Annotated in this window: 12 protein-coding genes and 1 pseudogene; 11 read left to right on the top strand and 2 right to left on the bottom strand. The window is 68.9% G+C overall.

Going from position 1 to position 13,197, the window contains the following annotated elements:
* Nucleotides 1-277: 277 nt before the first annotated feature.
* Nucleotides 278-931 carry a TetR/AcrR family transcriptional regulator gene (locus tag GA0115254_RS30340; RefSeq protein ID WP_093898471.1) on the bottom strand — a complete coding sequence of 218 codons (654 nt, stop codon included), beginning with the start codon at nucleotides 929-931 and terminating at the stop codon, nucleotides 278-280.
* Between the two features lie 113 nt (nucleotides 932-1,044).
* Here GA0115254_RS30340 and GA0115254_RS30335 point away from each other — a divergent pair, with 113 nt between their 5' ends.
* The 4 genes from GA0115254_RS30335 to GA0115254_RS30320 all read left to right on the top strand — a co-directional run bounded on the left by GA0115254_RS30335 (nucleotide 1,045) and on the right by GA0115254_RS30320 (nucleotide 4,266).
* The gene (locus tag GA0115254_RS30335) at nucleotides 1,045-1,605 is read left to right on the top strand and encodes an NAD(P)H-dependent oxidoreductase (protein WP_093898470.1); all 561 of its coding nucleotides are present in this window, start codon (nucleotides 1,045-1,047) and stop codon (nucleotides 1,603-1,605) included.
* Nucleotides 1,606-2,081: 476 nt separating this feature from the next.
* Nucleotides 2,082-2,579 (top strand): SigE family RNA polymerase sigma factor, encoded by a 498-nt coding sequence (locus tag GA0115254_RS30330; protein ID WP_093898469.1) that lies wholly within the window; start codon nucleotides 2,082-2,084, stop codon nucleotides 2,577-2,579.
* On the top strand, nucleotides 2,572-2,940 hold the full coding sequence (locus GA0115254_RS44795; RefSeq protein ID WP_093898468.1) for a hypothetical protein: 369 nt from the start codon (nucleotides 2,572-2,574) through the stop codon (nucleotides 2,938-2,940). The genes GA0115254_RS30330 and GA0115254_RS44795 overlap by 8 nt, the downstream gene beginning before the upstream one ends.
* Nucleotides 2,941-3,018: 78 nt before the next feature.
* Nucleotides 3,019-4,266, top strand: a complete 1,248-nt coding sequence (locus GA0115254_RS30320; RefSeq protein ID WP_370740967.1) for a mannosyltransferase family protein — start codon at nucleotides 3,019-3,021, stop codon at nucleotides 4,264-4,266.
* A 275-nt stretch (nucleotides 4,267-4,541) separates the two neighbouring features.
* Here GA0115254_RS30320 and GA0115254_RS30315 read toward each other — a convergent pair whose 3' ends face one another.
* The gene (locus GA0115254_RS30315) at nucleotides 4,542-5,132 is read right to left on the bottom strand and encodes a hypothetical protein (RefSeq protein WP_093898466.1); all 591 of its coding nucleotides are present in this window, start codon (nucleotides 5,130-5,132) and stop codon (nucleotides 4,542-4,544) included.
* Between the two features lie 129 nt (nucleotides 5,133-5,261).
* Between GA0115254_RS30315 and hemL the strand changes: the two genes are divergently transcribed.
* The 7 genes and pseudogenes from hemL (at nucleotide 5,262) to ccsB (ending at nucleotide 13,168) form a co-directional block, all read left to right on the top strand.
* Complete coding sequence (gene hemL / locus GA0115254_RS30310) at nucleotides 5,262-6,578, top strand: glutamate-1-semialdehyde 2,1-aminomutase (protein WP_370740966.1); 1,317 nt, start codon at nucleotides 5,262-5,264, stop codon at nucleotides 6,576-6,578.
* Complete coding sequence (locus tag GA0115254_RS30305) at nucleotides 6,575-7,267, top strand: histidine phosphatase family protein (protein ID WP_093898464.1); 693 nt, start codon at nucleotides 6,575-6,577, stop codon at nucleotides 7,265-7,267. Before hemL ends, GA0115254_RS30305 begins: the two co-directional genes overlap by 4 nt.
* A 352-nt stretch (nucleotides 7,268-7,619) precedes the next feature.
* Nucleotides 7,620-8,863, top strand: a pseudogene (locus tag GA0115254_RS30300) (hypothetical protein).
* A 67-nt stretch (nucleotides 8,864-8,930) separates the two neighbouring features.
* Nucleotides 8,931-9,542 (top strand): TlpA family protein disulfide reductase, encoded by a 612-nt coding sequence (locus GA0115254_RS30295; protein WP_093898463.1) that lies wholly within the window; start codon nucleotides 8,931-8,933, stop codon nucleotides 9,540-9,542.
* Nucleotides 9,543-9,546: 4 nt separating this feature from the next.
* Nucleotides 9,547-10,311: a cytochrome c biogenesis CcdA family protein gene (locus GA0115254_RS30290; RefSeq protein WP_093898462.1), complete on the top strand. Its 765-nt coding sequence runs from the start codon at nucleotides 9,547-9,549 to the stop codon at nucleotides 10,309-10,311.
* 5 nt (nucleotides 10,312-10,316) lie between these two features.
* Nucleotides 10,317-12,086 (top strand): cytochrome c biogenesis protein ResB, encoded by a 1,770-nt coding sequence (locus GA0115254_RS30285; RefSeq protein ID WP_093898461.1) that lies wholly within the window; start codon nucleotides 10,317-10,319, stop codon nucleotides 12,084-12,086.
* The gene (ccsB, locus tag GA0115254_RS30280; protein ID WP_093898460.1) at nucleotides 12,083-13,168 is read left to right on the top strand and encodes a c-type cytochrome biogenesis protein CcsB; all 1,086 of its coding nucleotides are present in this window, start codon (nucleotides 12,083-12,085) and stop codon (nucleotides 13,166-13,168) included. Before GA0115254_RS30285 ends, ccsB begins: the two co-directional genes overlap by 4 nt.
* Nucleotides 13,169-13,197: the final 29 nt, after the last annotated feature.

Below are 13,197 nucleotides of genomic sequence, written 5' to 3'. Positions count from 1 at the left end.
TGCCGGCACCGTGGTGCGAGCGCCGCCCCGAACCCACCGCCCCGGCGTCCACCGTCCCGGCGGTCAGTTCGGCCGCCGACGGCCTTGACGCACGCCCTGGTGCTGTGACCGGAAAGGTTCACCGGCTCGCGACGCCCGGCACGGCACCTCGCCGCGTTGTCGCATCACCGGAGTACATCCAGTACGCGGGCAATGCTCCGCCTTGCGATGCACCGCACCGGACGCCGCGAGCTTTCCGGCAAACCTTTCCGGTCACAGCACCAGCTGCGGCCGTCGACTACCGGGTCGCCCCGAGTCGCGTCACCAGGTGATGCCAGCCTTCCTCCAGGCGCTCCAGCGGAATGCCGCACTCCTGGGTGAGGTGGTGGACCAGGGCGGTGTCGATGGATCCGAGCAGGGCGTGTGCGAGCAGTTCCGGGTTGCCGGCCACCTCCGCCCGACGCAGCAGCATCGTGATGTGGCTGAGCCGCAGATGGTGGGCCGGGACGGTGTAGTTGCGCAGCGGGTTCGTCCGGCTGGCCAGGATCAGGGGGTGCTGATCGCGTTCGTGGCGCAGGACGGCGGGCCCGAAGGCGTGCAGACGCTCCGCCGCGGGGGCGCCGGGACCCAGGGGCGGCGGACCCGAGAGGAAGGCGGCCTGGAGCTGCTCCTCCCGATGGTCCAGGAGCGCGAGCAGGAGTCCGGCTCGGTCGCCGAAGCGCCGGAAGACGGTGCCTTTGCCCACCCCTGCGGCGGCGGCCACCGATTCCATGGTCAGGTTCGCCGCTCCGCACCCGGTCAGGAGCCGGGAAGCGGCGTCCAGCAGGCGCGTGCGATTGCGCGCCGCGTCCGCCCGTAGCTGCGGCGGTCCACCGGTCGGGGCGAGCGGGAGACTCGTCCGCACCTCGCCGGGGTCGGGCGTCCTGAGCGGCGGGGGAACGTGACCGGTCATGGGCTCAGAGTAGCGCCAGGAAACATAAGTGGACCGCAGTCCGGTTAAGTGGTACAACTTTCAACGGACCATGGTCCGCTTGTTCCGCAGATTCCGCCTTCCGGGAGTTCTCCATGTCTGTACGCATCCTCGCGCTCGTCGGCAGCCTCCGCGCCGGCTCGCACAACCGTCAGCTCGCCGAAGCCGCCGCCAAGCACGCCCCCGCGGGTGTCGACATCGAGCTGTACGAGGGCCTGGCCGACGTGCCCTTCTACAACGAGGACGTCGACGTCGAGGGAAGCGTCCCGGCCGCTGCCGCCCGACTGCGTGAGGCGGCGGGCCGGGCCGACGCGTTCCTGCTGTTCTCGCCCGAGTACAACGGCACCATGCCGGCCGTCCTGAAGAACGTCATCGACTGGCTGTCCCGCCCGTACGGTGCCGGCGCCATCTCCGGCAAGCCGGTCGCCGTGGTCGGCACCGCCTTCGGCCAGTACGGCGGAGTGTGGGCACAGGACGACGCCCGCAAGTCCGCCGGGATCGCGGGCGGTGTGGTCCTGGAGGACGTCAAGCTGTCCATCCCGGGCTCCGTGACGCGCTTCGCCGACACCCACCCGGCGGACGACGCCGAGGTCGTCACCGCGCTCACCGAGGTCATCCAGCAGGTGTCCTCGCAGGCCGCTTCCGCGGCTGCCTGACCCCCTCGCGTGCGCCTCGTCGAGGCGCCGACGAAGGACGGCCGCACCGGTCGGGGCGTCACCGCCACCGCCGTGCGGGCCGAGCCGAGGCGGAAGCCCCGGACTTCCCTGGCTCACCGAAGGGCCGTCGCAGCACGAGAAGAGCGCTGCGACGGCCCTTCGGTGTCTGCCGGGGTGCGGAGGGGGCTTCCAGGGCCTCGAATTCCATGGCGGAAGTCCCCCGGAAACGCGCAGCGCGCGGGTTCCGGGGGACTTCCGCATGCGCTCACCTGCGGAAACGGGGCGGGCTCCGGGTCTTCACAGAGCACGCACAGGCGATCATTTGTGAGAACGGGCTGACCGAACCGCAATCCGATTCCCCGGGCCGCCGGGTCCGTGTGATGACCGTCACGCTGATCATTTCGGTTTCGGTGTCGTCCGGATGCGGGGTGCCGGGCGTATGCCCGGTGAGACCGAGGAGATCCAGGAGCTGATTGTTGACCGTCGAGGAGTTCGAAGAGTTCTATGCGCAGACGGCCGCTCGGCTGACGGGGCAGTTGTTTGTGATGCTCGGCGACCAGCACGAGGCGCAGGACGTGGTGCAGGAAGCTTTCGCCAAGGGCTGGAGCCGACGGCGTCAGCTCGACCGTGACGGGCAGCCCGAGGCGTGGATCCGTACGGTCGCCTGGCGACTGGCGGTGAGCCGGTGGCGCGGGCGGCGCCGTATGGCGGATGCCTGGCAGCGCAGTGGTGCCCCGCCCCATATGGAGGCTCCCGGCCCGGAGTCGGTGGCCCTGGTGGAAGTGCTGCGGGATCTGCCGCCCAAACAGCGCCGCACGCTGGCCTTGCACTACGTATGCGATCTGACTGTCGAGCAGATCGCCGCGGAGACCGGTCTGGCGGCCAGCACCGTCAAGACGCATCTGGCCCGGGGCCGGGCCACGCTCTCGCATCGTCTGCAGGATCCGCGTACCGAGGAGGGGACCCGTGTCTGAACCCCAAGACCCGCTGCGGTCCCTGTTCAAGGAGGCTGCCGCCACCGGCCAGTCCCGCGCCCGTTCCGCTCCGCTCTCCTTCATCACCGAGCGCGCGGAGCAAGTGCGCAGGCGCCGGATCCTCGCGCTGGCTGTCGGAGTCTGCCTGGTCTTCTCCGGCACGGGCGCGGCCGTGGCCGCACTCCTGCCCGACAGCACCGGCACCACCGTCCCGGCCACCACTCCTTCCACCCCCCGGCCCTCTCCTGTGCCCTCCCTGCCCTCCTCGCTCCGCACCAGCCCGCCGCCGATGAGCAGCCCGTCCCCGGGCCAGGGCACATCGACAACCCCCAGCCGGAGCCAGAGCAACCCGCCCCGCTGACCTTCCGATTCCCGCGCCCCGGGCGACGTCTGCCCGGGGCCGTTCGGTACACGCGCATTCGACGCAGGAGATCCTGTTGTGAGCCTTTCGTCCCCCCATCGGCAGCGTGAACGTCCGCCGGCCCGGACCAGGACCGTTCCCGGGCCGCCCCGCGATACACCGTCACCGAGCACGGCATCCTCCGGCCGGCTGTTCCTCCGGCTCAAGCCCGCTGACCGCGAGGTGCTGTGGCTGTACCTGCTGACCCGCGCGGGCATCTGGATCACCGCCTACTGCACCGGCCGGCTGTTCGCCGACGACCACCAGGCCCGCCACGCCGCCTCGTTCTTCTCACTGTGGCAGCGCTGGGACTGGTGGCACTACCTGCACATAGCCCAGGACGGCTATTTCCCGGGCGGGTCCGGCCCCTGGACATCCGGCTGGGACAACAGGGAAGCCTTCTTCCCCGGCTTCCCGTTCGTACTACGGGCCGTCCATACGGTCGTCCCGAGCTGGCCCGCGGCCGGTGCGCTGATCTCCCTCGTTGCCGGTGGCGTCGCCGTACTGGCCCTGGCCCGGATCGCCCGGCTGCACCTGCCACAGGACAATGCGGGGCAGCGCGCGGCCCTGTTCTTCCTGCTCTCCCCGTGCGCGGTCTTCCTGGCCGCCGGCTACACCGAAGCGCTCTTCCTCGCCCTGGCCCTGCCGGCCTGGCTGGCCGCTCAGCGCCTCAACTGGCCGCTCGCAGCCGTCCTGACGTGCCTGGCCACCACCGTACGTGTCAGCGGCCTCTTCCTCGCCGCGGCTCTCGCGGTCCACTTCCTGGTCACCGCCCGCACCCCCGCCCACTGGCGACGTCTTCCCTGGCTGACCCTGCCCGCCCTCCCGCCGCTTCTCTACAGCTGGTACCTGCAGACGCACACCGGCGACTGGATGGCCTGGAAGCACGCCGAGGAACGCGGCTGGTACCGCGACTTCCACGCCCCCTGGGAAGCCTGGCAGAACACCTGGCATGCCGCCTTCGGGCACTCCCAGAGCACCGGGTACGCCCTGATGAGCCAGGCCGAACTCCTCACCATGCTGGTCGGCATCGGCCTGTGCGGCCTGCTGCTCCGACAGCGGCGCTGGCCGGAAGCGGTGTACATCGGCCTCAGCCTGTGGGCCCTGGGCACCTCCTACTGGTACACGTCCATCCCCCGCGCGACCCTCCTGTGGTGGCCCCTGTGGACCGGCCTCGCTGCCTGGAGCCTGCGAAACGCCCGCATCCAGACGGCCTACCTCGTCGTCGCAGCACCCCTGATGACCGTCTTCGCCGTCACCTTCCTCTCCGGACGATGGGCCGGCTGACCCACACCCCACGGAAGCAGCGGTGACGCCGAATCCATCGGCCGGGCCGGGGCGTTCGGCGCCCTCGCCGACACCGCGGAAGTGACGGCGGACCGGCCTCCGGGCCGGGCTGCGGCGTGGGTGGTCCGGTCGTGGGCTGCGACGGCGCGGGCGAGTCGTTGCCGCACCGTTTCGAAGTGTCTGCCGGCGACGCGGCCTGACGGGCGTTCCCGGACAGCCCCCCGCGCAAGGGGCAAGCTCTCCGGAGGGCCGTCCGTACTGAATGGAAATCCGGGTCAGGGCCAGACCAGGCAGTACGCCTGATGCCCCGCGTCATGCAGACGATGGCTGAAATCCTGCCACTCGTGCAGCAGTTGGTAGACGTTGAACGCGTCGCGCGGGCCGCCGCGGTCCGGGACCGTGGACCAGATGAAGGCTGCGGCACCCACCGACTCCTCGCCCACGCCGCGCAGCGGGTCGACGACCGTCATCGGGAGCTTGACCACCGCGTAGTCGGGGTGCAGCACGACCAGTTCCAGCGGTGGGACCTTGTGCAGGGGTATGCCCTGGATGCCGGTGAGGACCATCGCCGCCACCGTCTCCGGCTTGATCTTGGTGAACATGCCGCCCATGCCCAGCTCGTCGCCGCCGAGCTCCTCGGGGCGCATCGAAATGGGCACCCGTGCCGCGGTCGCCCCGTCGGGGGCACCGAAATACTTGTAGGTCACCCCCACCCGGCCACCACTCCTGCTTCCGGCTCCGACACCCTGCGTGCCACCGGCCTGTATTCCCTGCTTGCGTTCCGCCTCACGCCGGTGCCGACCCCGCCGGGAAGGCTCGGGCCCCAGGTCGTCGGTCCCTTCGCCCACTCCGCCACCGCGATGCATATCTCATCCACCCGACTACTACTTAGGAGACACAGCCCCCGCCGCGCAACCCGATCATCGTCTCAGTGACCTCCCCCACGGGCGTGCGGTGAAACACCTGTCCGCAAGACCGTCCGTGGCTCTGACACCATGGCTTGTGTGAGCTTTCCCTATGACGCCCCAGTTTCGCAGACGCTTTTCGACCGCGCGTCCCTCGTGACGCCCGGCGGCGTGAACTCTCCCGTCCGTGCCTTCCGGGCCGTGGGCGGTACGCCCCGCTTCATGGTGTCCGGTACCGGTCCGTATCTCACCGATGCCGACGGCCGTGAGTATGTCGACCTCGTGTGCTCGTGGGGGCCGATGATCCTCGGCCATTCCCACCCCGAGGTCATCGCCGCAGTCCAGGAGGCCGTCGCCCGCGGCACCTCGTTCGGTACGCCCGGTGAGGGCGAGGTCGCGCTCGCCGAGGAGATCGTGGCCCGGGTCGAGCCCGTGGAGCAGGTGCGGCTGGTGTCGTCCGGCACCGAGGCGACCATGTCCGCGATCCGTCTCGCCCGCGGGTTCACCGGCCGGGCCAAGGTGGTGAAGTTCGCCGGCTGCTACCACGGCCACGTCGACGCACTGCTCGCCGCCGCCGGGTCCGGGGTCGCGACCTTCGGCCTTCCGGACACCCCGGGGGTCACCGGTGCGCAGGCCGGCGACACGATCGTGCTGCCGTACAACGACCTGGACGCCGTGCGGGAGGCGTTCGCCGCCCAGCCCGGCGAGATCGCCTGTGTGATCACCGAGGCGTCGCCGGGCAACATGGGCGTAGTACCGCCGCTGGACGGGTTCAATGCCGGGCTCAAGGAGATCTGCGCCGCCAACGGTGCGCTCTACATCTCCGACGAGGTCATGACCGGTTTCCGTACCTCGAAGGCCGGCTGGTTCGGCGTCGACGGGGTGCGGCCCGACCTGATGACCTTCGGCAAGGTCATGGGCGGCGGCTTCCCGGCCGCGGCCTTCGGCGGGCGTGCGGACGTGATGGCGCACCTCGCCCCGGTCGGTCCCGTCTACCAGGCGGGCACTCTCTCCGGTAACCCGGTCGCCACCGCCGCCGGTCTCGCCCAGCTGCGACTGCTCGACGACGCCGCGTACGCGAAGGTGGACGCCGTCTCCGCGGAGATCCGCGGTCTGGTCGGCGAGGCGCTCGCGAAGGAAGGTGTGGCCCACACCGTGCAGGCGGCGAGCAACATGTTCTCCGTCTTCTTCACCGACCGGCCGGTGCGGAACTACGAGGACGCGAAGCAGCAGGAAGCTTTCCGCTTCACCGCCTTCTTCCACTCGATGCTGTCGCAGGGCGTCTACCTGCCGCCGTCCGCCTTCGAGTCCTGGTTCGTCTCCACCGCCCACGACACGCAGGCCGTCGAACGCATCGCCGCCGCCCTGCCCGCCGCTGCCCGCGCCGCATCGGAGGCCACCGCATGAGCGAGAACGGAAACCGCAAGGACATCACCGTCGTCCATCTCATGCGGCACGGCGAGGTGCACAACCCGGAGGGCGTGCTCTACGGGCGCCGCCCCGGCTACCACCTCTCCGAGCTCGGCCGGCAGATGGCCGACCGGGTCGCCGAGCACCTGGAAGGCCGCGACATCACCCATGTCGTCGCCTCCCCGCTGGAGCGCGCCCAGGAGACGGCCACACCGATCGCCAAGACGCACGGCCTGGACCTGGCCACCGACGAGCGGCTCATCGAGGCCGCCAACGTCTTCGAGGGCAAGACCTTCGGGGTCGGTGACGGGGCGCTGCGCAAGCCGGACAACTGGAAGCACCTGACGAATCCGTTCCGGCCGTCGTGGGGCGAGCCGTACATCGAGCAGGTCGTACGGATGATGGGCGCCCTGGACGCCGCGCGTGACGCGGCGCGCGGGCACGAGGCGGTGTGTGTCAGCCATCAGCTGCCGATCTGGATCGTGCGCAGTTTCGTGGAGCGGCGGCGGCTGTGGCACGACCCGCGCAAGCGGCAGTGCACGCTCGCTTCGCTGACCAGCTTCACGTACCAGGGCGACAAGATCGTGTCGGTCGGGTACACGGAGCCGGCGCGGGATCTGGTGCCGGCGCATCTGCGGGCCGGTGCGAAGCCGGTGAAGGGGAAGTCGAAGGCGTTCGGCGCGTAGCCGGCCCGGGGCCGGCGGGGTGTGGGGTGGAGTGCGCCCGAGCCCCAGCCCCGGGTCCGGCCTGCCGGCTTCCTTGGTCGTCCGGTTGCCGGTTTGTCCTCAATCGCCGGACGGGCTAGATCTTTTCGCCCGTCCGGCGTTTTGCCGCCGTCACGGGACCGGCGCTCCGAGGTGGCGGTTGAGCCCTGCTCCCGCCGCGTCCAGCTCGCTCGGTCATGCGTTCGACCAAGGCCGAGGTCTGGTCGCACACAGAAAAATATGCTAAATGGCGGAACCCTTGTGCTGCTTCCCTCATCTAAGCCTTTGTCAGTTTGTATGGACTTGAGGCAAAACGACCGCAGATGGGGAATTCATGCGCGACATCAGCCGAAGGGGTCTGCTCGGAGCCGGGCTTGGGGCCGCGGCCGCCATCGGTCTGACGGGGTGCGGTTCCTCCGATACGGGCCTGCCGGGCGCCGGTACGGGGGAGAAGGGTGCCGACGGGCACACCCGGGGGCCGGACCCGCGAAGAAGGACGTCCGCGAGATAGGCGACGGTTCCACCGCGGACACCGGGAAGCAGCCGCACCAGCCCTCCGCGCCGGTTCCGCTCGAACCCGGGCAGACGCCACCGCAGTTCGTGATCTTTTCCTGGGACGGGGCGGGCGAGGTCGGCAACGGGCTCTTCCCGCGCTTTCTGGAACTCGCCAAGGATCACGAGGCGTCCATGACCTTCTTCCTCTCCGGCCTCTATCTGCTGCCCGAGTCGAAGAAGTCCAAGTACCGGCCGCCCAACAACCCGATCGGCGCTTCCGACATCGGTTATCTCACCGATGACCACATAAAGGAGACGCTGAAGTGTGTCCGTCAGGCCTGGTTCGACGGACATGAGATAGGCACCCACTTCAACGGGCATTTCTGCGGCGGTTCCGGATCGGTCGCGAACTGGTCGGCCTCCCAGTGGCAGAGCGAAATCGATCAGGCGGTCTCCTTCGTCACCGAATGGCGCACCAACACCGGCTGGAGCGACCTCGATCCGCTGCCTTTCGACTACCGCAAGGAACTGGTCGGCGGCCGCACTCCCTGTCTGCTCGGCCAGGACAATCTGCTGCCCACGGCGCGCAAGCTCGGCTGGCGCTACGACGCCAGCTCGCCCGGTGGTACCCAGGTGTGGCCCCAGAAGCGTCAGGGCGTGTGGGATCTGCCGCTGCAGGGCATGCCGTTCCCGGGGCACTCCTTCGAAGTCCTTTCGATGGACTACAACATCCTCGCCAACCAGTCGGTGAATTCGACCAAGGGCATGCCTTCGCGTTATCCGGCCTGGCGCAAGCAGGCCGCCCAGTCGTATCTCGCCGGTTTCAACCGCGCGTACACGACGAATCGCGCACCCTTCTACATCGGAAACCATTTCGAGGAGTGGAACGGCGGCATCTATATGGACGCGGTCGAGGAAGCGCTCAAGAAAATCGCGGGGAAGCCGGATGTGCGGCTCGTCTCCTTCAAGCAGTTCGTCGACTGGCTCGACGTCCAGACCCCGGCCGTGCTCGACAAGCTCCGTACGCTGGGAGTCGGACAGTCGCCCGAAGGCGGCTGGAACGCCTTCTTTAAACAGGCCTGACAACGGGCTTTACGGGCACCGAGGGGGGTGCCCGAGATCGCCGGAACCGCCATGCGAAACTTTTCACATGAGCTATGGCCGCGCACCTCGACGCCGCTTCACCCTGCTCGCCGCCCCCGCAGCGGTCGTCGCACTCGCACTCACGCTGACGGCGTGCGGTGGCGACGACAACAAGGTCGGTGGCGGTGGCAACACGAACTTCGTCACGGGCAGTGGCGGAATCTCCACCGTGGCCAAGGGGGACCGCAAGGCCGCCCCGAAGCTCGACGGTGAGACCCTCGACGGCAAGCAGCTCGACGTCGCCGACTACAAGGGCAAGGTCGTCGTACTGAACATGTGGGGTTCGTGGTGCGGACCCTGCCGTCTGGAGGCCCAGTACTTCGCGAGGGTGGCGAAGGAGACGAAGGACAAGGGCGTCCAGTTCGTCGGGATCAACACCCGGGACCCCAAGAAGGGCCCCGCGATCAGCTTCGAGAAGGACTACGGGGTCCCCTACCCGAGCCTCTACGACCCGACCGGCAAGCTCATGCTGCGCTTCCCCAAGGGCACGCTGCGTCCGCAGGCCATTCCGTCGACCGTGGTGCTCGACCGGGACGGGAAGATCGCCGCCCGTTCGCTGGCCGCGCTCGACGCCGACAAGCTGCACAAGATGATCGACCCGCTGATCGCGGAGAAGTGATTCCGTGCACACCCTTGCCGCGCTCCAGGGCGAGAACTCGACCATCGTGGACGGGGCGCTGATCGTCGCCCTGCCCCTCGCCGTACTCGCCGGTCTGGTCTCGTTCTTCTCGCCGTGCGTCCTGCCGCTCGTCCCCGGTTACCTCAGTTACGTCACCGGGGTCAGCGGCACGGACCTGGCGCAGGCCAAGCGGGGGCGGATGGTCGTGGGCGCCTCGCTCTTCGTGCTCGGCTTCACCGCCGTGTTCGTCTCCGGCGGCGCGCTCTTCGGCTTCTTCGGCGACACCCTCCAGGAGCACAGCGGGACGCTCACCAAGATCCTCGGCGTGCTGATGATCCTGATGGGGATCTTCTTCATGGGTCTGATGCCGTGGATGACGCAGCGCGAATTCCGCATCCACAAGAGGCCGGTGACCGGGCTGGCGGGCGCACCACTGCTGGGCGCCCTCTTCGGGATCGGCTGGACCCCGTGCCTCGGCCCGACGCTCAGTTCGGTGAGCATCCTCGCGATGGACCAGGGCACCGCCGGACGCGGGGCGATACTGACCGTCGCGTACTGCCTCGGGCTCGGCCTGCCCTTCGTGCTCGCGGCGGTCGCCTTCCGCAAGGCGCTCGGCGCCTTCGGCTGGGTCAAGCGCCACTACGCATGGGTCATGCGGATCGGCGGCGTCATGATGATCGCGACCGGGCTGCTCCTGCTGACCGGCGTCTGGGACACCATGATGCAGGAATTGCAGGGCTGGTCCAACGGCTTCACTGTGGGGATCTGAGTTCCATGAGCAACACCAAGTCCAACCCGGCCCCGGAGCGCGAGCACCGGGACGAGCGGGAGATCCGGGACGAGCAGGACCGGGAGAACGCCCGCGAACTCGGTGCGGCCGGCTCCCAGCTCTCCACCGCCCCCCGCGAGGAGAGCGCGGCCGGTCTGCCGGCCATGGGCGTCATCGGCTGGGTCCGCTGGTTCTGGCGGCAGCTCACCTCGATGCGGGTTGCGCTGATCCTGCTCTTCCTGCTGTCGCTCGGCGCCGTCCCCGGCTCGCTGATCCCGCAGAACAGCGTCGACGAACTGAAGGTGCAGACCTTCAAGGACGCCCATACCACCGTCACGCCGATCTACGAGAAGCTCCAGTTCTTCGACGTCTACAGCTCGGTGTGGTTCTCCGCGATCTACATCCTGCTGTTCATCTCGCTCATCGGCTGCATCGTCCCGCGCACCGGCCAGTTCATCGGCCAGCTGCGCAGCCGCCCGCCGGGTGCCCCGAGGCGCCTGACCCGGCTGCCCGCGTACACCACCTGGCGCACCGAGGCCGAGCCCGAGCAGGTCCGCGAGGCCGCGCTCGCCATGATGCGCAGGCGCCGCTACCGCGCGCACACCGCGGGGGACGCGGTCGCCGCCGAGAAGGGCTACCTGCGCGAGGCCGGGAACCTGATCTTCCACATCGCGCTGATCGTGATGCTGGTGGCGTTCGCCTTCGGACAGCTCTTCAAGTCCGAGGGCGCCAAGCTGATCGTCGAGGGCGACGGCTTCTCCAACACGCTGACGCAGTACGACGACTTCAAGTCGGGTTCGCTGTTCGACAGCGACTCGCTCGTCCCCTTCAGCTTCAAGCTCGACAAGTTCACCGGTACGTACGAGCGCAGCGGCCCCCAGATCGGTACGCCCCGGACCTACGAGGCCCATGTGACGTACGAGCAGGGCGCGTACGGCAAGCCGCAGAAGACCGTCATCAAGGTCAACGAGCCCCTCGTCATCGACGGCACCAAGGTCTATCTGAACGCGCACGGCTACGCGCCCGTCGTCTCCGTCAAGGACGGCAGCGGCAAGGTGGTCTACCGCAACGCCGTACCGCTGCTGCCCATCGACAACAACGTCACCTCGACCGGTGCGATCAAGGTGCTGGACGGTTACCGCGACGAGAACGGCAAGAAGACCCAGCTGGGCTTCCAGGCCTTCTTCGTGCCGAGCTTCGCGGGCGACAACCAGGGCACGATGTTCTCCCAGTTCCCCGCCGCCGACAATCCGCGGCTCGCCCTCAACGGCTACCACGGCTACCTGGGGCCGGACTCCGGGCTGGCGCAGAACGTGTACCAGCTCGACAAGTCCAAGATGAAGGAATTCAAGGACAGCAAGGGCAACCAGCTCAAGCAGCGCCTGGCGGTCGGCGACACGATGAAGCTGCCCGACGGCGCAGGCTCGATCACCTTCGAGGGCGTCGAGGAGTGGGCCAGCTTCCAGATCTCCGAGCAGCCCGCCAGCGGCTGGGCGCTCACCGGCGCCGTCGCCGCGATCGCCGGACTCGCGGGCTCGCTGTTCATCCAGCGGCGCCGCATCTGGGTGCGGGCCGTACGCGGTGCGGACGGCGTCACCGTCGTCGAAATGGCGGGTCTCGGCCGCAGCGAGTCCGCGAAGCTTCCCGAGGAGCTGGCCGATCTCGCGGTCACGCTCAACGCCGTCGCGCCCACCGCGCCCGGCCCCGACACCGACCCCGGATCCGACTCCGTCGAAGAATCCTCCGAAGAACCTGCCGAAGGGGCTGAGAAGTGAATCTCGCCGCCGCAACCAACGAGAACCTGGCGCACACCAGCAATGTGCTGATCTATTCGTCGATGGCCGTCTACACCCTGGCCTTCTTCGCGCACATCGCGGAATGGGTGTTCGGCAGCCGCAGCAAGGTCGGCCGCACCGCCGCCGCGCTGACCGGTGCCGAGGACGCGGCCGCCCCCACGGTGAAGGTGCAGGTCGCACAGAAGGGCGGCGGCACCGCCGTACTCGACCGCCCGAAGATCATCACGCGCTCCGCGGCCGGTACCCGCGACGTCCCGGACGGGCCCGGCGCGGCCGGCGGCACGTTCAAGGGCGACCTGTACGGACGCATGGCGGTCTCCATGACCGTGCTCGCCTTCCTCGTGCAGGCCGGCGGTGTCCTCGCCCGTGCGCTGTCCGTGCAGCGTGCCCCGTGGGGCAACATGTACGAGTTCTCCATCACCTTCTCCACGGTGGCGGTCGGCGCCTATCTGGTCCTCCTCGCGCTGAAGAAGAACGTCCGCTGGATGGGACTGCTCCTGGTCACCACCGTCCTGCTGGACCTCGGTATCGCGACCACGGTGCTCTACACCTCCAGCGACCAGCTGGTGCCCGCACTGCACTCGTACTGGCTGTGGATCCACGTCTCCACCGCCATCATCTGCGGCGCCGTCTTCTACATCGGTGCGGTCGCCACCCTGCTCTACCTCTTCCGCGACAGCTACGAGAGCAAGCTCGCCAACGGCGTGCAGCCCGGTTCGTTCGCCCAGTCCGTGCTCTCCCGGCTGCCCGCCGCCTCGACGCTCGACAAGTTCTCGTACCGCATCAACGCCGCGGTCTTCCCGCTGTGGACGTTCACGATCATCGCGGGCGCCATCTGGGCGGGCGACGCATGGGGCCGCTACTGGGGCTGGGACCCCAAGGAGGTCTGGTCCTTCATCACCTGGGTCGCGTACGCCTGCTACCTGCACGCCCGCGCCACCGCAGGCTGGAAGGGCCGCAAGGCCGCCTACCTGGCACTGATCGCGTTCGGCTGCTGGCTCTTCAACTACTACGGCGTGAACATCTTCGTCACCGGCAAGCACTCCTACGCGGGCGTCTGACCGGCCCTCGTCCCGTACGGGTGCGGATC

The sequence above is a fragment of the Streptomyces sp. Ncost-T10-10d genome, assembly GCF_900091955.1.
Classification (GTDB): Bacteria; Actinomycetota; Actinomycetes; order Streptomycetales; family Streptomycetaceae; genus Streptomyces.
This window is presented reverse-complemented; position numbering and strand designations above follow the sequence as displayed.

What these genes read in the sequence shown, in the direction of transcription:
- GA0115254_RS30340 (WP_093898471.1), bottom strand. Translation starts at nt 931, where the DNA reads ATGACCGGTCACGTTCCCCCGCCGCTCAGGACGCCCGACCCCGGCGAG.
- GA0115254_RS30335 (WP_093898470.1), top strand. Translation starts at nt 1,045, where the DNA reads ATGTCTGTACGCATCCTCGCGCTCGTCGGCAGCCTCCGCGCCGGCTCG.
- hemL (WP_370740966.1), top strand. Translation starts at nt 5,262, where the DNA reads ATGGCTTGTGTGAGCTTTCCCTATGACGCCCCAGTTTCGCAGACGCTT.
- GA0115254_RS30305 (WP_093898464.1), top strand. Translation starts at nt 6,575, where the DNA reads ATGAGCGAGAACGGAAACCGCAAGGACATCACCGTCGTCCATCTCATG.
- GA0115254_RS30295 (WP_093898463.1), top strand. Translation starts at nt 8,931, where the DNA reads ATGAGCTATGGCCGCGCACCTCGACGCCGCTTCACCCTGCTCGCCGCC.
- GA0115254_RS30315 (WP_093898466.1), bottom strand. Translation starts at nt 5,132, where the DNA reads ATGCATCGCGGTGGCGGAGTGGGCGAAGGGACCGACGACCTGGGGCCC.
- GA0115254_RS30285 (WP_093898461.1), top strand. Translation starts at nt 10,317, where the DNA reads ATGAGCAACACCAAGTCCAACCCGGCCCCGGAGCGCGAGCACCGGGAC.